Source organism: Chryseobacterium sp. StRB126 (assembly GCF_000829375.1).
Lineage (GTDB): Bacteria > Bacteroidota > Bacteroidia > Flavobacteriales > Weeksellaceae > Chryseobacterium.
On record NZ_AP014624.1, the window covers coordinates 4,317,649 to 4,344,102 of the forward strand.

Here is a 26,454-nt window from a genome sequence, read left to right on the forward strand (position 1 = left end):
CTAAGTAGCTAATTTAAACATATCTTTGATCCAATCTTAACTTTTCTTCATTTCTACCCCCATCTTAACGGTCCAACAATAAGAATAAAAAAGCAGGACTTAGAAATAAGTCCTGCTTTTATCTTTATCGATTCCTAAATTATTAAGCCTTATAAGAATCTTTTAATGTTACTGTACGGTTAAATACCAATGCTGTATCCGTAGAATCCTGATCTTTTGTAAAGTATCCGATTCTTTGGAACTGAAGAGGCTCTCCAACAGCTACATCCTTCAGGCTTGGTTCAGCAAAACCTTGAATTGTAGCTACAGATTCAGGATTGATGAAATTTAAGAAGTCTACATCCTTCTCAGCATCCGGCTGCTCTACCGTAAACAATTGATTGTAAATTCTTACTTCTACAGGGATCGCATGTTTAGCAGATACCCAGTGAAGTGTTCCTTTTACTTTTCTTAAACTTTCTTCTGTTCCGCTTCCGGACTTGCTCTTCTCATCGTAAGTAGCATAGATGGTTGTGATTTCTCCATTTTCATCTTTCTCTACTCTTTCAGCTTTGATGATGTATGCTGATTTTAAACGAACTTCACCGCCTAATTTCAGTCTGAAGAATTTATTATTAGCTTCTTCTTTGAAGTCTTCACGCTCAATATACAATTCTCTTGAGAAAGGGATCTCTCTGGTTCCAGCATTTTCCTGTTCAGGATTGTTTTCAGTTTCTACCCATTCTTCTTTATCTTCAGGATAGTTTTCTATCACTAATTTTACAGGATCTACTACTGCCATCACACGTTTAGCCACCTTATTCAGGTCTTCACGTACGCAGAAATCAAGTAACTGAATCTCGATCAGATTTTCTCTTTTTGCCACTCCTACTTTATCAATAAAGTTTCTGATAGAAGTTGGCGTGAAACCTTTTCGTCTCATTCCTGAAATGGTAGGCATTCGTGGATCATCCCATCCTGTTACTACTCCTTCCGCCACCAATCTTTGCAGCTTTCTCTTAGAAGTAATCATATAAGAAACGTTCATTCTTGCAAATTCTCTCTGCTTAGGAGCTACTTTCGTTTCATCATATACCTGCTCCAGGTACCAGTTATAAAGAGGTCTGTGATTTTCAAACTCTAATGAACATAATGAGTGAGATACCTGCTCCAGATAATCAGATTCACCATGTGCCCAGTCATACATTGGATAGATTTTCCAAGCTGTTCCGGTTCTGTGGTGAGGTCTTTTCAGAATTCTGTACATCACAGGATCACGCATATTCATATTAGGAGAAACCATATCGATTTTTGCACGAAGTGACATTGTCCCTTCCTCAAATTCTCCGTCCTTCATTTTTTCAAACAGATTTAATGACTCCTCTACCGGACGGTTTCTGTATGGTGATTCCACTCCAGGTTCTGTAGGATTCTTTCTCTGCTCGGTAATTACTTCAGATGGCTGCTCATCTACATAAGCTTTTCCTTCTTTAATTAATTGTACTGCCCATTCGTAAAGCTGCTGGAAGTAATCTGAGGCATACAATTCTTTATCCCATTTGAAACCTAACCATTCAACATCTTTCTTGATAGAATCTACGAATTCCTGCTCTTCTTTTTCAGGGTTTGTATCGTCGAAGCGAAGGTTTACGGGAGCGTTGTATTTTTCACCCAAACCGAAGTTGATGCAGATGGCTTTTGTATGCCCTACATGCAGGTACCCGTTTGGTTCAGGGGGAAAACGGAAACGGATCTGATCCTTATTCAAACCGTTTGCCAGATCATCTTCAATAATTTGCTCAATAAAATTGAGTGATTTTTTTTCTTCTTCCATTAAATTAGCTTTTATTTTATAGCAAAAAAAGTGGCACAAAGTTACGGAAAAATAAGCGTTTTTGAAAATGATAATTTTAAAGCCACCAGCATTGTAATTCATTATTTTTCACTAATTTAGAAAAAGCTAAAACCATCGTACCAAATTATTGCCCATGGCTGTTTATATCTTAAGCAATCGGAAAATCGTTCGCCATACAGGCGAAAAAGTAGATTCTTTTTCCAATGACGAATATTCAATTCCTAATTTCAGAATTGCAAAATGTGATTTTGATAACTATAAGGAACCTACTGTTGCAGCCAGAAAGAAAAAAGACTACACCAACCGGAATATCCTGAATTATACACTATTCTCTGAACCTGAAAAGCAAGGCTATGAAGAGGTTTTGGAAGTTCTGTTACGTGAAAAAGGAATCAAAGAGTCCCCTCTTACAGCCAATAATCTTGGCGGAACCCAACGGTTATTTTATGAACTGTATAAAAATATGTCTGCCACCAAGGAAAGAAGTGATGTATTGATATTCATCCATGGTTATGCTTATGATTTTGATGATGAATTAAAAGCTATGATTGATCTTAAAAAGCTTTTCATTGATAATCCGGCCTCTCCTGTTGAACATATTTTATTTGTGAGTTGGCCTGCCTCCAGCAGCATTGTGCCACTGACATATTTTGATGATAAGGCATCCAGTATCAATTCCGGAACATCATTACTGAGACTGTTTTATTTTTATACCCAATTTTTAAAGGATATTTTTTCCAACCGCAATCTGGTTCCTTGCAACCAGAGAATTCATATCGTGGCTCATTCTATGGGAAACAGGGTTCTTCAAAGTATGTTATACAGCCTTAAAAGGGAAAATATTCTCAGAGTGATTGACCAGGTCATTCTGCTTAATGCTGACGTTTCCTATAAAGTATTTGAAGACTCTGAAGATTCATTCAATAAACTACCGTTGCTTTCCAACCGGATTTCTATTTATCTGAACAGGCAGGACCTGATTCTGGGAATCTCACAATTTACTAAGAATATTCTTACTCCACGGCTGGGCAAAAACGGGCCAAGTGATATCACTCCTTATAAAGATATTGTTTCTATCATCGATTGTACTTTTGTAAAAGATGATGTATTAAGTAGTTTCAAATTTGAAGTTGGAAATCATTGGGGATACCTTTCCAGCTCACAAGTACAGAGTGATATCTTCCAAAATTTATATGGTATAGATAGAAACCTTATCAATAACCGAATTAAAGAAAACGAAAATATTTTCACAATTATTTCTTAATAATTAATTAAAAAAATACTATAAAAATCAGTACTATGTTAAAGTTACCACAGACCTGACAAATGGCATAATGATTGCCAATTCAAATAATAGAGAATTACAATTTTTTTATCATGAAAAAGATTAAAAAAAGGTTTTCTTATATTTTAACTTATATAAAGAAAGCTATTTTCATAAAAGATGTGATTTAAATTAATAATAAACCTAAAAAAAATCGATTAATTATCCGATCCTACAATTACTTTATTCTTTAAATACCTCCGGACTCCCCTTATATAATTCCTACATCTACTTTTTGCAGGAATTTTTTTTCATGATTTATGACTATGAATGATACTGAATAAATGATGTCTGGTATGTGATACATTTCAACTTTCATTTTTGACATATTGATATAAAAATTCTATCATTTTGTTAAAAATTAATAAAATAATTCACCATATATTGTATAATTTAAAATGATTTTAGATATTTACTTATCAATCAAATTAAAATATTTACAATGAAAAACCTTAGAAAATTAAACAAAGGAGAGCTAAAAAAGATTAATGGAGGAAGACCTCCTCTTGGGTGCAACAACTGGGATCCTGAAGCCGCATGCTGCAGATCGTGGGCCGAAGGATACAGTGGTGGGAAAACCTGCCCCAATTCACCACCTCCATATTGCTAATTAACCCGAGTTCAGGATCATAAAATTAAGGATAATAGATTGGAAGCTGGAAGGGTGAGGCTGGAAGTTACTATCGGAACTACAATTTATGACGTTGCCGTAAAATTTGATGAAGCAGTCTTTAAAGGAATAATACATTACAGGGTTGTAAGTGTTTTTTTAACCTCAACTCACTTCCCTCTCCCAGCTCTAGGCTTCCTTCCTTACTAAAAACAGAAATGTCTTATCCCGAACTCAGGTTATTTAATATTCTTCACTGAATCATCTCATTTCTGAAATCTAAACAACATTCAGAATTATTTACAAATAAAGCTCCAATGCCTAAAATTTGTGGCATTGGGCTTTGTATTATATTCAAATTTAAATCTAATTGCTGAAAATATCAATCATGAGAAATCTAAGAAAACTAGAAAAAAGAGAATTAAAGACTATGAATGGAGGAAATATCCCAGTAGTACCCATAGGCTGCAATATATGGGACTCAAGAGCCAGATGTTGTAAACAATGGGATTGGGAATATTCAAATAATCCAACTTGCTAATTCAATTCTATAGTATTAAACCACAACAGCTCATTTCTGAGATCTAAACTGGATTCAAAATTATTTACAAATAAAGCTCCAGTGCCTAAACCTTGTGGCATTGGATTTTTTTTTGTGAAGGTATATTGAGCAATGGCATTTAAGCCGATATTGCTTTCCAGTGCCGAAGTTATCCACCACTCAATATTCTGTGATTCTGCCATAGAGATCCACTCATCAGAACCGGCAAAACCACCTACCAAAGCTGGTTTCAAAATAATATACTGTGGCTTTATCGTTTCTAAAAGCTTTTTCTTCTCTTCAGCATCTGTAATTCCGATCAATTCTTCATCCAGAGCAATAGGTGTAGGTGTCTGAGCACACAATTCTGCCATATCAGTCCAGTTACCAGCTTTAATAGGCTGCTCAATGGAATGAATGTGTAAATCAGCCAACTGCTGAAGAACTGTTCCGGCTTCTTCCTTACTGAATCCGCCATTGGCATCTACCCGAAGCTCCAGTTGATCTTTTGAGAATTTTTCTCTTAATTTTTGAAGAATAACGTGTTCCGATTTCCAATCAACTCCGATTTTTAATTTGATACAATGAAATCCTTTTTCAAGTTTATCCTGAATCTGTTCTTCCATAAACCCAACATTGCCCATCCAGATCAATCCGTTGATGGTAATGGCAGATTTTCCTTCCGTAAACTCACTTGGAAAATAAAGATTCCCTCCAAATTTTAAGTTCCGAACAGCCTGTTCATATCCAAACCATAGGGATGGGAAATCTTTTAATTCTTTTTTCAGGAAATCCGGATTTTGGTCAATATTTTTACAAAGCCATTTTAACTTCTCTTCATAATCCGGTCTGTCATCAAAGCTCAACCCTCTGAAGATGGCACACTCCCCTATTCCTTTCTTCCCATTTTCTGAAATTTCAAGAATAAAGGTTTCCTTATCAAGCAAAACGCCGCGAGATGTTCCACTCGGGCGTTTGAATTCTAATAAATATTTAAAATAGGATGCTTTCATTATTTTACGCTGTCAATACGCATAAATTCTTCTGCTTTCTCCACCATATCGATGCTTCCGCAGAAAAATGGAATTCTCTGGTGAAGTTCTGTAGGTTCTACTTCCAGAATTCTTCTGAAACCATCCGTAGCTTTTCCACCTGCCTGCTCGGCAAGGAAAGCCATTGGATTACATTCGTATAATAATCTTAATTTACCATTAGGAGCCTGGGAATAAGATGGGTAAATATAAATACCACCTTTCAGCATATTTCTATGGAAATCCGCTACCAGAGAACCGATATATCTGGAAGTATAAGGACGATCTCCTTCTTCCATCTGACAATATTTAAGATAATTTTTTACTCCCTGAGGGAACTTGATATAGTTTCCTTCGTTGATGGAATAGATTTTCCCTGTTTTTGGGAAAGTCATATTAGGATGAGAAAGATAATAGGTTCCCAAAGATGGGTCTAAAGTAAATCCGTTCACTCCGTTTCCTGTTGTATAAACAATCATGGTAGAAGAGCCATAAATTACATATCCCGCTGCAATTTGATTCACTCCTTTTTGTAAGAAGTCTTCCAGCTGTACCGGGGTTCCAGGTTCTGTCACTCTTCTGTAAATTGAGAAAATGGTTCCTACAGAAACATTTACATCAATGTTTGAAGATCCATCCAAAGGATCAATCAACACTACATATTTACTTAAATGACCATTTTCTCCACATTTGATATCAATGAAATCATCATTTTCCTCAGAAGCAATACCACAAACAACCTCTCTTTGAGATAGAGCCGTAATAAAAATCTCATTTGCAATTACATCTAATTTCTGCTGTTCTTCACCTTGAACGTTCTGGTTTCCTGCAGCTCCTGTAATATCTACAATTCCGGCTTTATTTACTTCTCTGTTAACCACTTTCGAAGCCAATCTTATTGCACTTAGAAGACGAGAAAATTCACCTGTTGAATACTGAAAATCGTCCTGCTTATCGATAAGAAATTCTCCTAAAGTCTGTAATGGTTGATTTGACATATTTTTCTTTTTACGTTTTCCCCAAATTTCGGAAAATTTATTGCATTAAGAAAATTTAATTACAAAAGAGATTACAATCTGTATATCAGCACGATACACATTAAACAAAACATAATATTAGATATCAGCCTATGATGATCCTTCCCATTTCGTTATCCCAGACCAATGAAAAATTCAGATTTTTTATTTTAGTGGAAAGCAAAAATGGAAAATGAAAAAAGGAACCTATTATATTGTCCTTATTCCTAATCTGATCTTTAGTTTTTTGACTGCTTCAAAGTGTTATTCTGAACACAGACATACAAGTCTGCGAACGTAGTTCAGTAATGTAGTGAAGAATCTTAATCGTTTGATTTTAGAGATTCTTCGTTTCTCTCGGAATGACAAATCCCATTTTTTTGATTTTTGAGACAGGCATGTCTATTAAATTCTCAATACTACCGGTTACCACTTCTCCCTCCTATATTAAAAAATAATTATCAAATAAAAGTATGGGATAAATAAGACTCCCTGTATATCCTAATTCCCTCTATTCCTGCATTCAACCGTTGTCATATATTTTATTCAAGAGCATTTTAAAGAAATCTTAATTCCCTGGTTTCATCGGCCTATTTCATATCTCGTTGTAAATTTATAATTTTGACGTCCGTAAAAAACTCATGTAATTTTTATCTAACAATTTTATTTTTAACAATTTAATGAAAATTTTCAAGTTTGGTGGCGCGTCTGTGAAAGACGCCGACAGTGTAAAAAATGTATCCATGGTTCTAAAAAGCCAGGGATTTGCCAAGTGTTTGCTGGTAATTTCAGCAATGGGCAAGACGACCAATGAGTTGGAAAAAGTTGTAGAACTTTATTTCAAGAAGGAGAACTATCAAACTGAGATTGAAAAGATAAAACGAAAACACATTGAGATTGCGGAGGGTCTTTTTCCTGAAAATCATGCGGTTTTTGCTGAAATCAATCTTTTTTTTGACGATATTGATTCTTTCTTAAGAAGAAATAAGTCTCCTAATTACAACTTCGTGTATGACCAGGTGGTAAGCTGCGGAGAAATGATTTCTACCAAAATTCTAAGTGAATATCTGAATGAGATCCAATTTACTAATCAGTGGCTGGATGCCAGAGATTATATCAAAACTGATAATTCCTATAGAGAAGGTACTGTAGATTGGGTAAAAACTGAGGAGTTTATTTCCAATTTAAATCCTGAAATCTGCTATGTAACACAAGGTTTCCTTGGTTCTGATGACAATAACTTTACCGTAACATTAGGAAGAGAAGGTTCTGACTATTCTGCTGCAATTTTTGCTTACTGTTTAAACGCTGAAGCCATGACGATCTGGAAGGACGTACCAGGTGTAATGACTGGGGATCCTAGAAAATTCAAAGATGTATCTCTGCTTTCCAATATCTCTTATGAAGAGGCTATTGAAATGGCTTATTACGGGGCAAGCGTAATTCACCCAAAGACGTTACAACCGCTGCAGCAAAAAAACATTCCTTTTTATGTAAAATCCTTTGTAGATCCTACCAAAGCAGGAACCAAAGTAGGAGCTTCAGACAAGAACCAGCAAGAGGAATCTTATATTCTTAAAGAAAACCAGGATCTTTTAAAGATCTCTACAAGAGACTTCTCTTTCATTGCAGAAGATCATATGAGTCTGATATTCGGATATTTATCCAAGTATAAGATCAAAGTTTCTCTGATGCAGAATTCTGCCATTTCATTGGCTTTATGTCTGGAAGATAAATTTAATCACCTTGAAGAGCTTAACGAAGAGCTTCAAAAAATTTTTAAAACCGAAGCAATTAAAAATGTATCTTTATTCACAGTAAGAAATGCGAAGATGGATCACATTGATAGATTTTACCATGAAAAAAATGTATTATTGGAACAAATTTCCAAAAATACTCTTCAAATGGTAACACAATAATATTAATTGCGACTAAACACACATGAGTTTAATTTCGAAAAACGATCTGATCAAAGCTTCCGGCTTAAGTAAAATTGGGTTTCTAAAGAACCCGGTAGCATCTGCTGTGATGAGCATTGCTAAAATAAATGAAGTAAATAAATTATACGACAAATTAAAAGATAAGGAAGGTAAAGACTTTTTCGACTCATTTGTAAGAGAAAGAAACCTAAGCTATGTAGCTTTTGAAGAGGATCTGGCAAAAATTCCGAAGACAGGACCGTTTGTTCTGGTTTCCAATCATCCACTAGGTGCTATTGACGGAATTTTAATGTGCAAGATCTTATCAGAGGTTCGTCCGGATTTTAAGGTAATGGGAAATTTTCTTTTGGAAAAGATCAAACCTATGGAACCGTATGTAATCGCTGTAAATCCTTTTGAGAACAGAAAAGAAGCTTATAGCAGCTCTTCAGGAATGCGGGAAACACTCAAGCATTTACAGGATGGAGGCTGTGTAGGTATTTTTCCGGCGGGAGAAGTTTCTAACAAGAACAATCCTTATGGAGAAATTTTAGATAAAGAATGGGAAAAAACGGCACTTAAGCTTATCAGAATGGCTAAAGTGCCCGTTGTTCCTATGTATTTCCATGCAAAGAACAGCCGCCTTTTTTATCAGGTAGCTAAACTTCATCCAAGCTTACAAACGTTGATGCTTCCTGCAGAAATGATGAATGATAGAGAAAAACCTATCAGAATCAGGATTGGAAAACCAATCTCTGTAAAGGCGATGGATGAAATGGAAACCATTGAGGAGCTGGGAGAATTTCTGAAACGTAAGGTTTATATGATGAAATCTTACTATGAAAAAAGAAAATCTCTTGCCCAAAGCATTAATCTTCAGAATCTATATGTAAAATTCCCTTTGTTGAAAGAGGAAAATATTGTTCAGAACATCATTGATGAAACTCCAGTTGAAGACATTACGAAAGATGTTGACAAACTTAGAGGAACTGACAAAATGTTGTTCAGCAACGGAAATTATGAGATCTACTTTACGACTTACGAGGAAATCCCTTCCATTATGAGGGAAATCGGACGTCAGCGAGAGTTAACTTTCCGTGCGGTTGGAGAAGGAAGTAATCTTCCGTTTGACCTTGATGAATATGACAAGCATTACCACCACCTGTTCCTTTGGGATAATGGTGAGAAAAAACTGGCCGGAGCCTATAGAATGGCATTGGGTAGAGAAGTAATGAAAAAATATGGCATCAAAGGCTTTTATACGAGCTCTTTATTTGAGTTTGAACAGGACATACACCCTTTCTTTAAAAAGGTGATCGAAATGGGACGTGCTTACATTTGCCAGGAATATCAACAGAAACCACTTCCACTTTTCCTTTTATGGAGAGGTATTGTGCATGTATGTCTTAGAAATCCTGATCATAAGTTCCTGATGGGAGGAGTAAGTATCTCCAATAAGTTCTCTGAGTTCTCCAAATCTCTGATGATCGAGTTTATGCGTTCCAATTATTTTGATTCCGCTGTAGCTCAGTATATCACTCCGAGAAATGAGTATAAGGTAAAACTTCGTGACCGAGATAAAAGTCTTTTCTTTGAGGAAATGGAGTCTGACCTTAATAAACTGGACAAGATCATTGATGATCTTGAGCCAGAACTGAGACTTCCTGTTCTGATAAAAAAATACATCAAACAAAATGCTAAAGTCATTGCTTTCAATGTTGATCCAAACTTTAATGATGCGATTGACGGATTAATGTATATCAGAATCAGTGATCTTCCTGAGAGTACGATCAAACCGGTATTGGAAGAGATGAGTGAGCAGATCAGAAAAGAGCAGGAAAATAATACAACTGATAATCAATAGGTTTTTAGTTTCAATCAAAAAAAGTACGATGGATACTTGCTTTGTATACCAAAACTTACTACTTTTGCATCACTTTAAAACAACGAAGTAAGTCAAACAAAAATATAATGGTTTCTTAGCTCAGTTGGTAGAGCAATGGATTGAAAATCCATGTGTCCCTGGTTCGATTCCTGGAGAAACCACTTTAAAACCTCTGATTGATCAGAGGTTTTTTTGTTTCCAACCACGAACGCTCGAACTATCAATATTACTTTACTGTATTATTTAACAGAATAGGATCTTTTCCATCTTTATCAAAAAGACTGATGTGAAGTTGATTATTCTACCGAACTGCCCTAAACTTATGCGAATGTACCCAAAAATCTTCTGAAAGGTTCTTATTCAGAGTAACATCCTTTACTTATTGAAGTTTATTGCTGTTCAACTCATATACAAAGTAACTCGTATATCCCTCAGTCAGTCTTTAAAGGAATAATACATTACAGGATTGTAAGTGTTTTTTTTAACCTCAACTCACTTCCCTCTCCCAGCTTCAGGCTTCCTTACTTACTAAAAACAGAAATGTCTTATCCCGAACTCAGATTATATTAGATATAAGATCGCTCCTCAATATATCTGATCCCATAAAATAGTCTTTAAAACCCAAATTAAAACGCTGCATGGATTCGCGATGTCTTCGTATTTTTAATCTCCGTATATGTTTTATCGTTTTCTTCTTTTGTTAATCTTTTAACAGCTCTGCTATCAATTACAACAATGCGGTTATCATTGTTAATGGCTTTATTCTCTTTAGATTCTTTTTTACAGAAATAAATGACACTTATTAGGCTGGTTAACAAAAGGTGCTGTATTTTTTTCATCTTATTCATTTTTGAATTGATAGAGATCCTTAAATACAGAAGTGTTTATCCTATTTTCTTACTATCTAAGAGGAAAGATAAATAACAGTTTCTTAAAGTGCTTATAGCTCATCTCTTCCTCTCGGATTAATACCTTTTTTAAACAAAAAAACCCTCAAAATTGAAATTTTAAGGGGTAAATATTTATAAAAATCAACCGATTAATAATTCTATTGTGATTCACTAATTTCCGGCCATGCAAACCCTACTCCTCCATGTTGATATCTTTCAGTTTCCAGATAAAAAGAATTTACTCCCTGAAGCCCAACTCCAGCATAATAAACAAATTTATCAACATGTTCTTGATACTCTCCAAACTCACGATACTCAGCGTGTAAGGCAAGTAGTTTTGTTAATTCTTCATTATGTATACGAAATGCTTGCTCACAGGCCTCTTTTAGTGAAAGATTAAATTCTTGCTGCAAAACAAAAACCAAGTTAAAAACTTCTGTTCCTTTTGCCATTTCTTTTGGCAGGGAGTGAATATCATTTTGCCATGCAACAACCAAGGTCATATGAGATATCATTTTCTGAACAACAATATGTTCAAAAATATGTTCTGGCAAAATAAGACCTGATTCAATTTCACCCAAGATCAGATACGGACGCATTAAAACAGAATACTCACGAATTGTTTTAAAAAGTGTAAAAGATGGTGGGCGCTGCGCTATTTTATAAGGGTACTCCAATTCAATTCCATATCTGAAGGATTGATAGAAATAATAAATAAAACGCTCCACCCAGATATCCGGCATAAAAGCACGAAACTCATCTCTTATTAATGCCATATGTTGATAAAGTGCATTCTCCTCCGGTTTTGGCTGGTCACCTCTAAGAATGTCTACACACCGAATCCGTAATTGTTGGATTTCCTCCAGCGATGAGTTCTCCACCTGATCATCAAGAGCAACATACTGAAGCATAAACCTATTACATGGAATAGTCTGTTCATAAGTTAGGTCGGGCCACATTCGTGCAGTACACATATATAGCCTCATTTTCTTATATATCTCACGTTGTTTTTCTGTCAGGAAAGTGTAGTCGTTATCAATCCATCCATCCATATCTTTTCCCATTTGTTCGGCATGTGGATTAATAAGATCGGGCCAAGGGTAATGACCACGTGGCAAATAATCTTTTGAATTATATTCTTCAGGTTTCATACTATTTTTAGTTCTTGTATTATATTGATTAGAAGTTTATTTTTCTTTACTATTTCTTTATATTTTATTCAGCTTTTCCCGAAGCTCAGCGGCGTTGGGAAATTCCATCATATTATATCGATCTAGTTTGGTAGAAATATTTTTCCATCCGCTAAGTACCATACTCATATAATGCACCCAATTGACTACTGCTTCCTGCCAGATTCCAAAATCAGGAAGGGAAGCTTGTAATTCTAAAAATTCTTTCAGGTCTTTATTATGTAGACGCAAATCTTCAAGACATGCTTCTTTCAAGGACATTTGGTATTCGTTCTGAATCACTTTTACAATGTTATAATAAATACTATCTGTTGCTTCATCCTTTATTACTGATTGTACTTCATTAAAAAAAGTTACCAAATGACATGCTAGTGCCTGCAAACGTTGAATCACCGGATGGGCATGAATTTCCGGAGGGAGAATAATACCTGTTTCCACTTCCGTAAGCTGAAGAAAAGGGTATAAACATATTGAGTTTTCACGCAGAGCAATACACTCTGATACACTGGGATAGGTTTTATTTTTCTTATACTTCAACTCGGTTTCTAGCCCTAGAAAATATTTACTTATCATTTGTGTGAAACGGGAAATTGATTCTTCTGGAATAAACTGCAGCAATTCCATTCTTAGTGAAGCCAGCATCTTTCCTAAAGGGATTCCTGAGTCTTCACCGCTTATCTCACCTTTTAATACAGCTACTGACTGTTCATGTACATATCCAATATCTTCAAGCTCACTTTCTTCATAAAGATCATCATTATAAAGTGTCCAAAGCATTAATCTACAAATAGGTTTGAATCTTTCAGGGGTTGCCGTAGGAAACCATTGGGCAGCAATATGTGCTGTTTTAGTTTTCTTGTATTTTTTACGAAGATCAGGGTTTTGCTCATAAAGCCAAAGGTATTCACCATCAATCCATTGATTCTCGGTAATCTCTTGCAATTGTTCAGCATAGGGATTTTTTAACGTTGGGAACGGGTACCTAAACTCCTTGTACAGAAGTTCAAGTGTACTAAAATTTTCTATATTCATGATTATGGTTTTTAGCGTTAACTAACTGACTACTAATATAAAAATAATCTAAATACAAACTTAATTTATTTCACAAAATATTGATATTTAATATTAAATTTTATCGCATTTTCATAATTAAACATAGTAAAATACGCATTAATACGTCAAAAAATAAAAATACACTAAATGCTAAAATGATTGATATTTTTAAAATTTTGGTGTCAAAACAGCTTATTTGAAACTCATTAAAAAATGACAATAAATTTATTTTATCCAAAAACTTAAACAAAAGCTTGCTTCATATTATAAAATAGTATACTTTTGCACCACTTTAAAAATTACAAAGTAAATCAATAATACAATGGTTTCTTAGCTCAGTTGGTAGAGCAATGGATTGAAAATCCATGTGTCCCTGGTTCGATTCCTGGAGAAACCACTTTAAAACCTCTGATTAGTCAGAGGTTTTTTGTTTTTTATAATAATCGTTACCTGAATACCCATTACCATATTGTCTCCTTCTATTGGATAAGCTATCTTTCATAATGAAAATATCCTGTACCATTTTTTACTTTTCTATCTTTGAATAATTATATGTTTTTGTGAACTTTTTATTTAAAAACTTTTTTACATTTGGAAAAAACAAAAGAGTCACTACATCTTTTACATCCTAAATTTTATGAAAAATTCAATCCTCCTTTTTTTATTATTTCCATTGGTCTGCATGGCACAATTAAACTATAAGGATCTTACTTTTTTGGCCAATAATAAAATTGATAAAAATATTGAATATATCAAACACAAAGGCTATGTTTTCAGACAAGAAAAAACCACAGGAGATGGTACAAAACAAGTTTACTATGAAAAAGGAAAGCTAAGCAGAACAATGGTTGTCATGCGAATATTAAATAACTTAAGCGTTGTTATATCTTATGTCCCTGAAGACCAAAATAATTTTGAAAATATACAGAATGAAATCAATAAAACAGGGTTTAATCTGATAGATTCTACTTCAAGTGACAGAGATTCCTGTTCTTCTTATCAGTCAAAAGAATATTTTATCAAGCTTTGTGAAGTACAATTTCCCGGAAGCACTGAAAAATCTCACAACATTACTTTTTACAGAAAAGATATTTCCTCAAACAACTAAATATAAAACAATCATCAACAGGATTCTTAAAAATTCAAAAAACCTCACAAGTCCTTCCCATCATGCAAATCATTGACAGATAAACCATTGCTCCATAACAAAGGACTCAACAATATATTTTTTCAAAAAACACTGATCAAAACTTGCACAGTATCACAAAATGTTATACTTTTGCAACACTTTAAAACAACGAAGTAATAAACAAAAAATGGTTTCTTAGCTCAGTTGGTAGAGCAATGGATTGAAAATCCATGTGTCCCTGGTTCGATTCCTGGAGAAACCACTTTAAAACCTCTGATTTTTCAGAGGTTTTTTTATTTTTTTGAATTTCTGTATTTTATCTTTCCTTACAATGTCAGCAATGTTATTTTCCATTGCTGTAAAATATCTATAAACTCATCAAATGGCATATCAATAACAGCTTCATTGGGAAGTAGAGCATTTTCCAGATAAAAAGTTTTGGTATCAATATTAATATAACCGCAAGATCTTCAAATAAGATAAAAGTAAACCAATTTCCTATTACATTAAATTCACTGAGCGATTTCCAATCCCAATACCCCCTTCTTTTTCTATAAACGCCTCTCTAATAGTTATATCCCCCCAATGTTCATTCAGATAGACCCAGTTCCTTTAAAAACTGATTTACAGCTGGTATGGTTTTAAAATCGTTATTTAATAAGTTTTCCAAATTGGTATAGTATGGATTAGTAAAATCGTTTAAGTTCATCTACATATAGTTTTTAGGATATATAGGCTTAACAACTCAATCAACTCTTGAGTTATTGTATTTATTTAAAGTTCATAAAAATCGATGAGATTTCCCTCATCATCATATATATAAACCTCTTTAGTAGTTGGGCCTACTGAATAGCAGGAATAAATCAGGATTCCGGCTTCATTATACTCATTTTTCCATCCAATATGGCTTCCTGTATTATATTCCATTTCTGCGTCAATATTTCCATTCGGAAATTTATCCAATATTACATATCCCGTATACAAACGTCCATTATACAAAACAAGATTACTCCCATCGTGGTCATAATCGCCCCATTCAATATCCTCAAAATCTACTCTTCTTTTGCCCGGTTCTTTTAGTTTCATGATGATTTATATTGTGTTGAAAATTTATTAAAATGGATTATAATGCTCCTTCTTCATATCAATCCTATGGTTTATAAAAGCTGATAATCTACACAGGCATGAAATAAAGGGAACACTATATTCTTGGCAATACAATTCAGCATGCCGAACTATAGGATCATCACCTTCATCAAGATGAACAAACAAGAAAGATTCTGCAAAATCACAGATTTCAATCACATAAAACGGGTGATTAATTGCCTTATTATTCTCTCCCATCCATTCTCTGGGATCTTCCTGAAGTTCATCAATTTCAAGAATATTATGTTCCAACACATAACAGCTTTTCCCAGCGAGAAACAAAAGCTCTCTTAATGCTTTAGGAAATGGTTTTCCGTTATTATAGATCACTTCATGGTTTTGAATTTCGGAAAAAGACATAGGTTCTATCCTTCCTTCATATTCTGTATTTCCTGGATATCGTGCCGGATTGTCTCTTAAATAGGTTAAAATTTCAATTTCCATTATTTATAAAATCAGGTTCTATTTCATGCTCAGAATTAATAAGTGCATCGTAATGCATCATCAACATAAGGTTCCCAATGTGATTTTCACCTTCGAATCATTAAGTTCAAAATATATTGTTCTTATTTTTCATTTAAAATTAGGAACAATAGGTTCTATATGGGTATAATAGTATATTTCATTATCAGAAAGCCCCATTTCTTCAAAGAAATTACCCGCAGCCCGAAAGAATTGAGAGGCAGTATAACTGAAGTCATTACTAAAAAGAACATCACTTACGTGCACAGTATCTACTTCACCATCTTCACCAAATATAAATACAATATCAGTGTCTTCATCAAATACAGCTTCAGGATCTCCCCACGGAATAGGCTTATTTCCAATTTTATAAATCTTCAATCCTCTTTTTACCTGGTGAGTGATACTATCATAAGTGATTATAGCTATTTCATTATCATCAGCATCCAAAACAATTTTTGAATAGGTAGATGCCTGTTCGAGACGATCATAGCTCTTACAGTCCCAAATTGTGTAACCATTGACCAGCTGCTTATTATCTTTAATAGTCCAATTCAGATTGGTATCCAATGCTAAAAGGATATCTGTAAGATTCTCCTCTGGTAATAGATAATAAACTCCGCCCCAAAGCTGATGTTCTCTGTAGATTTCTTCTTTCTTTAAAGCATTGTTGATCCATATATGCTTTTGATAGTTTCCTTGTTCCAGTGCTTCATCTTCAGTAAGAAATTGGCCATCATCAGTTGTAAAAAAAAACATTTTTGCACTCATTTCATTAGTTTTTTATTCGTTATAATCAGAGGATTATTATTCCTATAAATTTTGAAAGTTTAAGTTAGTTTCATGTATTTCCATTATTAACAAAATTTTTCCAAGCCAATGCGATCTCTTTAAAGTCATTTGTTGGTAAAGTTAAATTAGGTATTGAATTCTGATCATGATAATCATCTATATCAGTATAAATTTTTGTAACTAATGGAAATATTTCTATAAACTGTAATCCATCTGTAGTACATCTTATACTTCCTTCTTGTGGATGGTCCTGAGCATACTTGATTCCTTCTACAAGCTCATCACTTTTTCTCATAGTACTAAATTCACTAATTAAATTACTCAAAATAAACTCATTAGATTTCATGAACTTATAATCTCTACCATGTATTTTTTGAATTCCGAAACTAATCTGATAATCTGTCAGAATACTCATTATATTATTTTTTTAATCCTTTTCAACTTGCTAAAAATCCCAATCGTTATAAAGGTTAAAGCAGCACCTATTCCGTATTATTTTTTCAAAAAAAATCAGAAAAAATTCGGCGGATCTTTGATTCACTTTCCGGAACTGTCTTTAAGAAATTTCTCCATGCTTTTACAATTTCTTTAAAATCCTGCAACGGAATACTGCTTACATATCCTTTTGCATCATCATAAAAATCCACTTCATTCTTATGCATAATAATATCTACTGTTGCAGCATCACTATCAATTTCTTCATCCGGATTGCTCAGTGCATCATTAATATCTGGTAATAATGATGCATTGATCTGCTCAGCGCAATTCCAGCTGTTTAAAAAAGTGGTTAAATATTGATTATTAGTAATAACTATTTTACTTACTGTTTTACGAAACCCCTTCCACTCATGAACTCTATCTTCAAAAGTAAGGTTGTATTGATCTGCTATATTCTGATTCATTCTGGTTATTGATATTAATATTTTTAAACCACTCTGTTAATTTTTTTTAAAATTTTTGCTCCTTCAATTATAATATTCAGAAGACTATTTCTATAGATTTAATAAATAGTTCATCCAATCATTCCGGAAGTAAAGGTTCTGAGTTTTGATAATATTCAAACCTTTTCCAGGTAAAAGAACATTGTTCACTTCCAATTTCCCATCCAAAAATATCTTCCTTTCCGTCTGCTTCATTATGGATCATAAAACAATGACCAAATTGATCATATTCAAAAACGTATGCTGAGGTTTCATCTTTATAGTGGTTTTCAGCAGGAAAATACAAAAAAAATCAATATTGAAAAGGTTAGTGCAGGAAGAGAAAGGCTGAAAATTATTGTTATACGGTGAACTCTTATTTGTTGTTTGATGGAAGAAATCTAAAAATGAAGTATTTGATTGTGTATTTTTCTGTACTGACTTTCAATTATTACATTGAGATTCCTCCTTCGCCGGAATGGCAGTGTCCGGAAATTCAAAAAAGACTTAATGATGTACTTCTCATACAAGTACTTCCCTCTCCCAGCATCAAGCTTCGTGCTCACCTAATTCTTCAACCAGTTCAGACACTCGGCAATCTGCATTTTGCTGATAAACACCTCATCGCTTACCTCAGGTTTGGGAGACAGTTTTAATTCTACTTTTTGGCTTGAATGTTTGATGATCTCTGTGATCGCTTCTTTATTGATGATAAACTTTCGGTTCACTTTAAAGAAAACCTGCGGATTCAGTTTTTGAATAATATCTTTGATGGTATCATCATAAATATAAGTCTGGTTATCCATTGTAGTAAGGAAAAGGTATTTTCCGGAAGCAAAGAAGTAGGCTGTATTCTGCTCGTCTACAGATTTCAGTTTATTGCCTTCTCTTACCATGAAACGTTTCATCACCTCCGTATTTTCTCCCTGACGTAAGGTAGAAATGGATTTCAATAAAGGTTCGGGATCAAAATTATTTCTGATAGAAACAAATTTCTGTAATGCTTGATGAAGATCTTCTTCCTCAAAAGGTTTCAGGACATAATCTATGGTGAAATGCTTGAAAACACGCATTGCATACTCATCAAAAGCTGTAATAAAAATGATAGGAGTAAAAAGTTCTACCTGCTCAAAAATTTCAAGGCTCATCCCATCACCAAGATGAATATCCATAAAAATAAGATCAGCAGCGTTATTTTCAAAGAATTCTATTGCCTTTTTTTTGGAACGAAGAACTACTATTTCCGTAACAGGAATGATGTTTTGTTTATCTAAAAGATCTTTCAGATAATTAACAGCCAGCAGCTCATCTTCTATAATGGCAATTTTCATAAATACAAAAGTACAAAAAAACCGCTAGAACGGTTAAATTCCAGCGGTTTCAGGGGTTGTTAATATGAAGTGTTCTATAAATTAGGATTATTCTTTCTTGCACTTTGTGGATATGCGATTGTATATCTTGGATCATTTTGTTCAAGAATATATTCTTTTCCACCAACTGTATGAACGATCTTCTTCTGATTTGCTCTTCTCAAATCAAACCATCTGTGGCCTTCTACAGCGAATTCTCTGAACCTTTCCTCCAGAATAAAATTCATGAAATCTGAGGTATTCATTGGAGCAACGGCGTTTTGAACAGACGTGTATCCTTCCGGAGTATATCTGTTTTTTAAAACTTTCAATAGAATTTCTTTAGCTTCATCAAGTCTGTTCAGTTTCAGTAATGCTTCAGATTTGATAAAATACATTTCTGCTGTTCTGAAGGTTACTCTAAAGTCAGAATCTCCTTTTTTAATCACATTATAACGATCAGGAGCTTTTTCAAAATAAAGTCCGAATCTCTTATCTGTTGTTTTATTATAAGATGAAATCAGCTCTGGAGCAGCAAAGGATAGATTATTCTTCACAGAACCATTGAATGCATTATCCAAAGCCATGATTGATTCTACTGAAGCATAGTGGTGAGGAGCCACATTGGTTGTATTTAAATTACTTAAACCATCCTTGATAGCAAGCACCTGCTGTGAATAATCCAAAGCTTTATTCCAATCTCCCTGATACAATGCCATTCTTGCCTGTAAAGCTTTTAAAGAAATTTTGGAAAACCTGTAATTACTTCCTGTTGGCTGCTGCTGTTCCTGCATCATTCCTTCTGCTTTTGCAATATCAGAATGGATCTGATCATACACCTGCTGTACGGTAGAAGGCTTCAATACCGCCTCCACATCAATTTCTAAACTGATTGACACTCCTTTGTCTGAAGATGCCGTAGCAGGGTTATATTGCTTACCATATAAATTAACAAGATCAAAATATGAATAGGCACGCAATGCATATGCTTCACCCAATATTTGTTGTTTCTCAGGAGAATCATTCATGGTCTTACTCCCTTCATTGATGATCTGGTTCAGGTAAAAGATCACGGAATAGAATCTTACCCAAGGGTATTCCCCAGTATTGGAATCATAACCGGTATCTTTCCACATGGCAAGTTCACGATTATAAGCAAAGCCACTGGCATTTTCATCCAAACTAAGTTCATCTGTACGCAACGCCAATAAAGATCTGTGTTCCGGATATTTTGAATAAGCAGAGGTAAGCACCTTTCTGTAATCTTCTGTATTTACAGGAACTACTTTACCTTCCGGCTGTATATCTAAAAATCTATCACATCCTATGCTGGTAAAACTAAGAGCTGCTAACGCGATAAATGTTGTTATTTTTCTCATTTTTTTCAAGTTTTAAAAAGAAACATTAAATCCAAGTGTAACTGAACGGGTAATAGGTTGTGCATAAATATTTCCATACGTTTCCGGATCAAAATATCCTTTATATCCGTTACTGAATACAAAAAGGTTACGTCCTTCTACACTCAGCCTAAGACTGCTGATTCCCATAGGGGCTGTAAATTGTTTAGGAAGTGTATACCCTAAACGGATACTGCTGATTCTTACATAGCTGATCTCCTTAGCCCAGATATCTAACAAATTGTAAATATTATAATTGTTATCTGTAAGCCATTTATTTCCCATCCATCCGGGATTGCTATCCATCTCAGGACTTGTAATACCCGGAAGTGAAGTTCCTGCCTCATAGATATCTCGTGTATAATTTCTTCCCCTATCCAGTTCCATTCCTTTATATGATGGTGTTTTCATCACCGTCTGTTTAAAGTTGAATGTTGCAGATATCGTTAAGTCGAAATCATGTACTTTAAAGGTATTAATAATACCTCCTGTAAATTTCGGATCTCTATCTCCTACATAGGTAAACAGATTTCTCATTTCTTCATTGGAAAGCTTTGACTGTGCGAAGTAGCCAGGCAAGAAGTCTACATATGGATCATATAATCCGAAGAAATCTTCAATTTTCACTTTTTCGTTCCCTTTCCAGAACATTGGGTTTCCGTTTTCATCTATTCCTGCAGTTTTCAATGCAAAAACAGCATTTACCGGAAGACCTTCTCTTGTAGGAAGACGGGCATTATCACGAGGCTGTTCACTTACTACATTACTTTTGTTATGTGCAAAGTTGATCGTAGTTGACCATTTGAAGTTTTCTTTATTGATATTTCTGGTAGAAATTGCCAATTCAAAACCTTTATTGGTAAGACTTCCCCAGTTTGCCATTGTATATTCGAATCCTGATTCAAGCGGAGTTTCTCTCATGCTGATCATATCCGTACCTTTTCTGCTGTAAACATCCGCGGTAAGGTTGATACGGTTCTTGAGCAATCCCAAGTCAAGACCAAAGTTCACGTTGGTAGTTTTTTCCCAACGAAGTTTATCATTTGGCGGGCTGATTACATTAATCACATCTTCTCTCATTCCCGGAAGAATATTAGCATAATTGTATTCACCAATGAAGAACGGTGAAGTGTTACGGTCAATATTTCCCTGAAGACCATAAGACGCTCTCAGTCTAAGATTGGAAACAGGAGTGATATTCTGCATGAAATTCTCCTTCGTTACCAGCCATGATCCTGAAACTGCCCATATTGGTAAATATCTATACTTTTTATTAACCCCAAACAAATTGGTACCATCATATCTCACACTTCCGAAAAATGTATACTTCTGATCGTAAGTATAAGAAGCTGTAGCAAACATTGAAGCATAGGCATTTTCTACACGAGGCATTTCACGGTAAGTTTCATATTTCTTTTCGGCAGCATCGTTGGAGCTTGGGAAAACAATTGGTGTTCCGGTTTTTGTAGAAGCATTATAACCAAATGCTCTGGTAAGCGTTGTATTATCGTCTGTTTTACGAATTTCGGTACCAGCCATCAAATCAATTTCATGTACGGAATTGATTTTGGTACTGTATGTTCCCTGTAATTTCCAGTTGTATTGGAAATAGTCATTGTCCCAGTTTTGTTTTATTCCTCCTACGGGTAAATAATAACGGTATTGTCCATCCTTATAATAACGCGTTCCTTCTCTGAACTTTCTTGTAAAATAAGTGTTTTCAGTAGCATACTTTTCCGTTTTATTGGTATCATATTGAATACCCAACTGAGAAGTAAATTTCAGGCTTTTTGAAACTTTATACTCTAAATCCAATATCGCTTTCAGAGAGTGATTTTTCAGTGTATAATCTGTATTCTCTCTTTCCTCCAGGAAGTTGAACGGAACATATACATCTTTAAAACCATCTATATCTTTATCATATCTGTAACTTCCATCAGCATTATAAGGAGACAGATAAGGATTGGCATTTCTTGAATAATTAACCGGGCTTGCAGAAGCATCTGCATCCGTCATGAATGATTCTTTCTCACTCGCAGTACCAAAAACAGAGATCCCAGCCGTTAACTTATCGCTTAACCTATAATTGTTCTTTAAAGTAAGATTATAACGTTTGAATCCCGTACCAATAGTGGTTCCCTGTTCATCAAAATATCCTAAAGAGAAATAGTAATCTGCATGTTCTCCACCTCCGGAAACACTTACTCCATATTGCCTATTGATTGCATTTCTGTACAACAGTTTTCCCCAATCTGTACTATTGTTTCTTAACGCGTTGATTTGATTACGTGTGAATGGAGTTAAAGCATCAAGACCACCACTTCTAAAATCATTTAGCTGGTTATTTTGAGCTAAAATCCTCATCACTTCTCCTCTATCTGAGCGGTAAGTAAGATCTGAACGCTTGGCAAGCATTAATTCAAGATCTACTTTCTCTGATGCATTCATCAGGTTTAGTTTATCAAAATCAGGACGGGCTGTTACGAAAGTATCGGCAGAGAAATTGATTCTCATGCTTCCTTTCTTTCCTTTTTTCGTAGTAATGGAAATTACCCCGTTGGCCGCTCTTGCTCCATAAATTGCCGTTGCTGCAGCATCTTTAAGAATCGTAATATCTTCAATATCGTTTGGGTTCAGTCCTGCAATAGAGAAGTTCTGAAGCTGATCGATATTATCTTTATCACTGAAGTTAGGGACATCATTTCCTTCTAACGGAAGTCCATCAATTACCCATAGCGGATCCTGTGGACCAGACAAAGATGCTGTTCCACGGATTCTGATTTTTGCAGGTCCTCCCGGAGATCCTGTTTCCGGAGTCACCACTACCCCGGCAATCTGCCCGGATAGCATCTGGTCTACACTCGCAACCCCAGCCTGATTGATATTATCCATTTTTACCGTAGCAACTGCTGAGGTTTGCTTACGTTTTTCAATCTTCTGATATCCGGTAATAATAACTTCCTGAATTTTATTTTTATCTGAAACTTCAGGAACCAGTCTTACCGTATAATTGGTTTTATCTTCATTGATCTGGATGATACGTGATTCGTACCCTGGAAAGCTTACCAGAATAGATTTCGTATCTATCGGAATTTCCAGTATAAATTTCCCGTCTTTATCGGCTACTGTACCTACGGATACACTTTCGATGATACCGTCCAGATCGGTTTTTGTAGAAACTGACTGGGTTTCTATTTTTATAGATGCTCCTGCAATTACGCTGGAAGTGTTACCGTCTTCTATCTTTCCTGTAATGGTCTTCTTTTCCTGAGCCAACGCTACCTGGGCCGCTAAAAGAGGTAAAAGGATTAGAGTTTTTTTCATTGCTGTTTATTTGTTTAAAGCCTCTTCAATACGAATGATTAAGTCTGTGTAATGCGCTCTTGAAGCGTCATCACCTCTGTATCTGGTGTTATTCAGTATATTCAGAACTTTTTGCAGCTCTGCTCTCTTGTACGTTGTAACTTCAGATACTCTCTTCATGGATGAATAATTGATGTTTCTAAGGTTTTTACCTTCTTCATGATAGTTGCAGATCATTGGCATATTCAACGTCTGATCTGTCTTCAATGTTTTTACGGCTGTTTTTTCGAATAATTTGTTCACCGAAACAATCAGTGCATCCACGTAGTTTTTCTGAGCCATTTTTTCAAGCATTGTGAGGCTTCCTTTCTTATTAAAAATGGCTGTTCTCACCTGTTCAAATAAGTTTTCTACAGTGTAGATCTTATCTTTAGAACCTGAAACTTCATGCTTCAACTCGTTCTCAAGGAGTCTAAGTAATCGGTCATCCATAAACAGGGAATAGATATTGGCATACTGCATTCCTCTTGCCAGGGTATATGGCGTCTGCTCAAACGGCCCCATTGGTGAATTTTTCACCGAATATGTTTTCTCAGTAATCGGATTAAAGAATAACCATTCCGGAAGGTGGATTGAGTTTTTAACCAGGTAATCAACCGCTCTTCTCTGGGTTTCAGCAGGAACTGCTTCATAGGCTTTTTTCTTGTTTCCGAAAACTGTATTGTTCAGGTAAATACCACCTACGTTTGCCATTACATGCCCTGTATACAGATCCCATTGTCCAATCACTCCCATGTATAATTTACCTGCATCCGTATAATCTTTACCATCTTCATAGGTCCATTTTAAAAGATTATTGGCTACAACTTTCAGGTTTTTCATTCCGTATTCGCTGGCTTTCATGGCATCATCACCCAAGTCTTCCGACTGTGAACGTGGATCTATGGTTTCAAGGTAGCTTTGCTGTTCACCATAGAAATACAACGGGTCATCTTCATGCTTATCAATCAGATTTTTTAATGCTCTTTTCTCAGCAAATTCATCCGGATACCAACGGTAACCCCATTCAATAGCATACTTATCATAGATTCCGATTTTTGGAGTGATGGCTGTAACACCATCTTCCGGCTGAGCTACGTAGTTGTAACGCGCATAATCCATGATAGATGGAGCAGTTCCACCCATTTTATCTGTAAATTCTTTGGAACGAAGCGATTCTACAGGGAATGCAAAAGAAGATCCCATATTGTGCTTCAGTCCGAAAGTATGTCCCACTTCGTGAGAGGATACAAAACGAATGGCTTCTCCCATATATTCATCACTGAATTTATTGGCTCTTGCCTTCGGATCGATAGGTCCTATTTGAATTCTCATCCATTCCTGAAGAGAAGTCATTACATTATGCCACCAGATGATATCGGCTTCAATGATCTCACCACTTCTAGGGTCTACTACGGATGGCCCCATCGCGTTAGACTTAGGAGAAGCCGCATAGGTAATCACGGAATATCTTACATCATCAATATCGAAATCTTCATCCTTTTCATCCGGCATCTTAGCAATCACCGCATTCTTGAAACCTGCCTGCTCAAAAGCAACCTGCCAGTCATGAACTCCTGCAATGATCTTTTCACGCCACTGTTTAGGTGTTGAAGGATCTATATAATAAACAATCTGCTTTTTAGGCTCTACCAACTCACCTCTCAGATATTTTTCTCTGTCTTCATCTTTAGGCTCCAGGTTCCAACGAGTGATGAAAAACTTCTCATCCATTTTCTGCTGCTGGTCGTTAAAGGACCAATGCTTTTCACTAAAGAATCCTACTCTTGCATCTGCAATTCTTGGTTTCATAGGCACTTTAGGAAGCAATACCAAGTTGCTGGTTACTCCAAGTGTTACCGGTAAATCTACTCCACCTTCATTCACAGAAGTGCTCAGCTGAGATTTCACCACAAGGTTTTCCGGGAATGTTTTTACTCCTTCAATAAAGGAAAGACTTGATTTTACTGAGCCACCAAGACCTACATTAGCCAACACATCATTAAAGCTTTTCTGATTTCCGTCAAAAACCTTATTCACTTTAATAGCTACCGAAGTAGAATCATTGTTCTGAGCTTCAATATCAAAAACTTCAATGACAGATCCTGAAAAGTTATCTTTAACAGATTTTGTAATGGCATCATTTTTAGGAGAAGATACTTTCGCTTCAGAAGTTCTTACCCATACCTTTTTAGCCACTCTGTCTCTGTGAAAAGAAATAATCTTATTTTCATAGTTCATTCCTTTGTTCAGACCAGCTTCATTTACCTGCAATGGCACCTGAGATAGCTTGTTCACTACCAAAAACTGACGTTCCATCAAACTATCAGGAATTTCAAAATAAAGATCTGTTTTTACCTGAATGGTATTGAAAAGTCCTTTTTTATAAGTTCCTTTCTTAATCAGCTCGTCAATCTTTTTTGTTTTCTTTGATGATGAAACATCTGCTTTTTCGGTTTTGTCCTTGGTTGTTTTTACAGTATCTTTTTTCTGTGCCAGAACTGCCGGCGATGCCATTGCTAGTCCAAGATACAGTGCAAGCCTGTAATTCTTCATTAAAATAGTCCGATTCATTCCAAATAGTAAATATCTTAGTTTCAGCTGGCAAAGCTATAGGTATAGTG

The 26,454-nt window shown here is 35.2% G+C and carries 21 protein-coding genes and 3 tRNA genes; 8 read left to right on the forward strand and 16 right to left on the reverse strand.

Translation table 11 applies throughout. The annotated features are described in order from the left end of the window. Positions 1–142 precede the first annotated feature (142 nt). Positions 143–1,813 (reverse strand): glutamine--tRNA ligase/YqeY domain fusion protein, encoded by a 1,671-nt coding sequence (locus tag CHSO_RS19430; RefSeq protein WP_045503000.1) that lies wholly within the window; start codon positions 1,811–1,813, stop codon positions 143–145. 154 nt (positions 1,814–1,967) lie between these two features. Here CHSO_RS19430 and CHSO_RS19435 point away from each other — a divergent pair, with 154 nt between their 5' ends. Both CHSO_RS19435 and CHSO_RS26675 read left to right on the forward strand, forming a co-directional pair. Then, positions 1,968–3,098, forward strand: coding sequence for an alpha/beta hydrolase (locus CHSO_RS19435; RefSeq protein ID WP_045499766.1), 1,131 nt, complete (start codon positions 1,968–1,970; stop codon positions 3,096–3,098). A gap of 502 nt (positions 3,099–3,600) precedes the next feature. Beyond that, positions 3,601–3,768, forward strand: a complete 168-nt coding sequence (locus CHSO_RS26675; RefSeq protein WP_410493363.1) for a bacteriocin-like protein — start codon at positions 3,601–3,603, stop codon at positions 3,766–3,768. A gap of 537 nt (positions 3,769–4,305) precedes the next feature. Here CHSO_RS26675 and CHSO_RS19440 read toward each other — a convergent pair. Continuing rightward, entirely contained in the window at positions 4,306–5,322 is a 1,017-nt protein-coding gene (locus tag CHSO_RS19440) for an o-succinylbenzoate synthase (protein WP_045499769.1), read from the reverse strand. Continuing rightward, positions 5,322–6,338, reverse strand: coding sequence for a class 1 fructose-bisphosphatase (gene fbp, locus CHSO_RS19445; protein ID WP_045499772.1), 1,017 nt, complete (start codon positions 6,336–6,338; stop codon positions 5,322–5,324). Before fbp ends, CHSO_RS19440 begins: the two co-directional genes overlap by 1 nt. Before the next feature lie 698 nt (positions 6,339–7,036). On the opposite strand from fbp, the gene CHSO_RS19450 reads away from it, so the two are divergent. The 3 genes from CHSO_RS19450 (at position 7,037) to CHSO_RS19460 (ending at position 10,321) form a co-directional block, all read left to right on the forward strand. Then, entirely contained in the window at positions 7,037–8,275 is a 1,239-nt protein-coding gene (locus tag CHSO_RS19450; protein WP_045499775.1) for an aspartate kinase, read from the forward strand. Between the two features lie 22 nt (positions 8,276–8,297). Further along, positions 8,298–10,139: a lysophospholipid acyltransferase family protein gene (locus CHSO_RS19455; RefSeq protein WP_045499778.1), complete on the forward strand. Its 1,842-nt coding sequence runs from the start codon at positions 8,298–8,300 to the stop codon at positions 10,137–10,139. 109 nt (positions 10,140–10,248) lie between these two features. Next, a tRNA-Phe gene (locus tag CHSO_RS19460) sits at positions 10,249–10,321 on the forward strand. 465 nt (positions 10,322–10,786) lie between these two features. Here CHSO_RS19460 and CHSO_RS19465 read toward each other — a convergent pair. From CHSO_RS19465 to CHSO_RS19475, 3 genes are all read right to left on the reverse strand, one after another. Continuing rightward, a complete protein-coding gene (locus CHSO_RS19465) occupies positions 10,787–10,999 on the reverse strand; it encodes a hypothetical protein (RefSeq protein WP_144428989.1) in 213 nt (70 codons plus the stop codon). Between the two features lie 209 nt (positions 11,000–11,208). Beyond that, positions 11,209–12,201 (reverse strand): terpene synthase family protein, encoded by a 993-nt coding sequence (locus CHSO_RS19470; RefSeq protein ID WP_045499785.1) that lies wholly within the window; start codon positions 12,199–12,201, stop codon positions 11,209–11,211. 57 nt (positions 12,202–12,258) lie between these two features. Further along, positions 12,259–13,272, reverse strand: a complete 1,014-nt coding sequence (locus CHSO_RS19475) for a terpene synthase family protein (protein WP_045499788.1) — start codon at positions 13,270–13,272, stop codon at positions 12,259–12,261. 345 nt (positions 13,273–13,617) lie between these two features. Here CHSO_RS19475 and CHSO_RS19480 point away from each other — a divergent pair. The 3 genes from CHSO_RS19480 to CHSO_RS19490 all read left to right on the forward strand — a co-directional run bounded on the left by CHSO_RS19480 (position 13,618) and on the right by CHSO_RS19490 (position 14,684). Then, a tRNA-Phe gene (locus CHSO_RS19480) sits at positions 13,618–13,690 on the forward strand. Positions 13,691–13,930: 240 nt separating this feature from the next. Then, a complete protein-coding gene (locus CHSO_RS19485) occupies positions 13,931–14,401 on the forward strand; it encodes a hypothetical protein (RefSeq protein ID WP_144428990.1) in 471 nt (156 codons plus the stop codon). 210 nt (positions 14,402–14,611) lie between these two features. After that, a tRNA-Phe gene (locus CHSO_RS19490) sits at positions 14,612–14,684 on the forward strand. A gap of 512 nt (positions 14,685–15,196) precedes the next feature. On the opposite strand, the gene CHSO_RS19495 is transcribed toward CHSO_RS19490, so the two are convergent. The 10 genes from CHSO_RS19495 to CHSO_RS19540 all read right to left on the reverse strand — a co-directional run bounded on the left by CHSO_RS19495 (position 15,197) and on the right by CHSO_RS19540 (position 26,404). Next, on the reverse strand, positions 15,197–15,508 hold the full coding sequence (locus CHSO_RS19495) for a hypothetical protein (protein WP_045499794.1): 312 nt from the start codon (positions 15,506–15,508) through the stop codon (positions 15,197–15,199). A gap of 27 nt (positions 15,509–15,535) precedes the next feature. Further along, a complete protein-coding gene (locus CHSO_RS19500) occupies positions 15,536–16,012 on the reverse strand; it encodes a hypothetical protein (protein ID WP_045499797.1) in 477 nt (158 codons plus the stop codon). Between the two features lie 129 nt (positions 16,013–16,141). Beyond that, the gene (locus tag CHSO_RS19505; protein WP_045499800.1) at positions 16,142–16,801 is read right to left on the reverse strand and encodes a hypothetical protein; all 660 of its coding nucleotides are present in this window, start codon (positions 16,799–16,801) and stop codon (positions 16,142–16,144) included. 70 nt (positions 16,802–16,871) lie between these two features. Continuing rightward, complete coding sequence (locus CHSO_RS19510; RefSeq protein ID WP_045499803.1) at positions 16,872–17,237, reverse strand: hypothetical protein; 366 nt, start codon at positions 17,235–17,237, stop codon at positions 16,872–16,874. An 85-nt stretch (positions 17,238–17,322) separates the two neighbouring features. Continuing rightward, a complete protein-coding gene (locus CHSO_RS19515; protein ID WP_045499805.1) occupies positions 17,323–17,724 on the reverse strand; it encodes a hypothetical protein in 402 nt (133 codons plus the stop codon). Between the two features lie 118 nt (positions 17,725–17,842). Then, positions 17,843–18,049 carry a hypothetical protein gene (locus tag CHSO_RS19520; RefSeq protein WP_045499808.1) on the reverse strand — a complete coding sequence of 69 codons (207 nt, stop codon included), beginning with the start codon at positions 18,047–18,049 and terminating at the stop codon, positions 17,843–17,845. Between the two features lie 259 nt (positions 18,050–18,308). Then, a complete protein-coding gene (locus CHSO_RS19525) occupies positions 18,309–19,073 on the reverse strand; it encodes a LytR/AlgR family response regulator transcription factor (protein WP_045499811.1) in 765 nt (254 codons plus the stop codon). 74 nt (positions 19,074–19,147) lie between these two features. Beyond that, positions 19,148–20,470 (reverse strand): RagB/SusD family nutrient uptake outer membrane protein, encoded by a 1,323-nt coding sequence (locus tag CHSO_RS19530; RefSeq protein WP_045499813.1) that lies wholly within the window; start codon positions 20,468–20,470, stop codon positions 19,148–19,150. Positions 20,471–20,482: 12 nt separating this feature from the next. Continuing rightward, on the reverse strand, positions 20,483–23,812 hold the full coding sequence (locus CHSO_RS19535) for a SusC/RagA family TonB-linked outer membrane protein (RefSeq protein ID WP_045499815.1): 3,330 nt from the start codon (positions 23,810–23,812) through the stop codon (positions 20,483–20,485). Positions 23,813–23,818: 6 nt separating this feature from the next. Next, positions 23,819–26,404 carry a zinc-dependent metalloprotease gene (locus CHSO_RS19540; RefSeq protein ID WP_045499817.1) on the reverse strand — a complete coding sequence of 862 codons (2,586 nt, stop codon included), beginning with the start codon at positions 26,402–26,404 and terminating at the stop codon, positions 23,819–23,821. Positions 26,405–26,454: the final 50 nt, after the last annotated feature.

Coding starts and splice junctions, on each gene's coding strand:
- CHSO_RS19470 (WP_045499785.1), bottom strand. CDS start 12,201: ATGAAACCTGAAGAATATAATTCAAAAGATTATTTGCCACGTGGTCAT.
- CHSO_RS19515 (WP_045499805.1), bottom strand. CDS start 17,724: ATGAATCAGAATATAGCAGATCAATACAACCTTACTTTTGAAGATAGA.
- CHSO_RS19450 (WP_045499775.1), top strand. CDS start 7,037: ATGAAAATTTTCAAGTTTGGTGGCGCGTCTGTGAAAGACGCCGACAGT.
- CHSO_RS19430 (WP_045503000.1), bottom strand. CDS start 1,813: ATGGAAGAAGAAAAAAAATCACTCAATTTTATTGAGCAAATTATTGAA.
- CHSO_RS19440 (WP_045499769.1), bottom strand. CDS start 5,322: ATGAAAGCATCCTATTTTAAATATTTATTAGAATTCAAACGCCCGAGT.
- CHSO_RS19485 (WP_144428990.1), top strand. CDS start 13,931: ATGAAAAATTCAATCCTCCTTTTTTTATTATTTCCATTGGTCTGCATG.
- CHSO_RS19475 (WP_045499788.1), bottom strand. CDS start 13,272: ATGAATATAGAAAATTTTAGTACACTTGAACTTCTGTACAAGGAGTTT.
- CHSO_RS19455 (WP_045499778.1), top strand. CDS start 8,298: ATGAGTTTAATTTCGAAAAACGATCTGATCAAAGCTTCCGGCTTAAGT.
- CHSO_RS19500 (WP_045499797.1), bottom strand. CDS start 16,012: ATGGAAATTGAAATTTTAACCTATTTAAGAGACAATCCGGCACGATAT.
- CHSO_RS19530 (WP_045499813.1), bottom strand. CDS start 20,470: ATGAGAAAAATAACAACATTTATCGCGTTAGCAGCTCTTAGTTTTACC.
- CHSO_RS19535 (WP_045499815.1), bottom strand. CDS start 23,812: ATGAAAAAAACTCTAATCCTTTTACCTCTTTTAGCGGCCCAGGTAGCG.
- CHSO_RS19525 (WP_045499811.1), bottom strand. CDS start 19,073: ATGAAAATTGCCATTATAGAAGATGAGCTGCTGGCTGTTAATTATCTG.
- CHSO_RS26675 (WP_410493363.1), top strand. CDS start 3,601: ATGAAAAACCTTAGAAAATTAAACAAAGGAGAGCTAAAAAAGATTAAT.
- fbp (WP_045499772.1), bottom strand. CDS start 6,338: ATGTCAAATCAACCATTACAGACTTTAGGAGAATTTCTTATCGATAAG.
- CHSO_RS19465 (WP_144428989.1), bottom strand. CDS start 10,999: ATGAAAAAAATACAGCACCTTTTGTTAACCAGCCTAATAAGTGTCATT.
- CHSO_RS19495 (WP_045499794.1), bottom strand. CDS start 15,508: ATGAAACTAAAAGAACCGGGCAAAAGAAGAGTAGATTTTGAGGATATT.
- CHSO_RS19435 (WP_045499766.1), top strand. CDS start 1,968: ATGGCTGTTTATATCTTAAGCAATCGGAAAATCGTTCGCCATACAGGC.
- CHSO_RS19510 (WP_045499803.1), bottom strand. CDS start 17,237: ATGAGTATTCTGACAGATTATCAGATTAGTTTCGGAATTCAAAAAATA.
- CHSO_RS19505 (WP_045499800.1), bottom strand. CDS start 16,801: ATGAGTGCAAAAATGTTTTTTTTTACAACTGATGATGGCCAATTTCTT.
- CHSO_RS19540 (WP_045499817.1), bottom strand. CDS start 26,404: ATGAATCGGACTATTTTAATGAAGAATTACAGGCTTGCACTGTATCTT.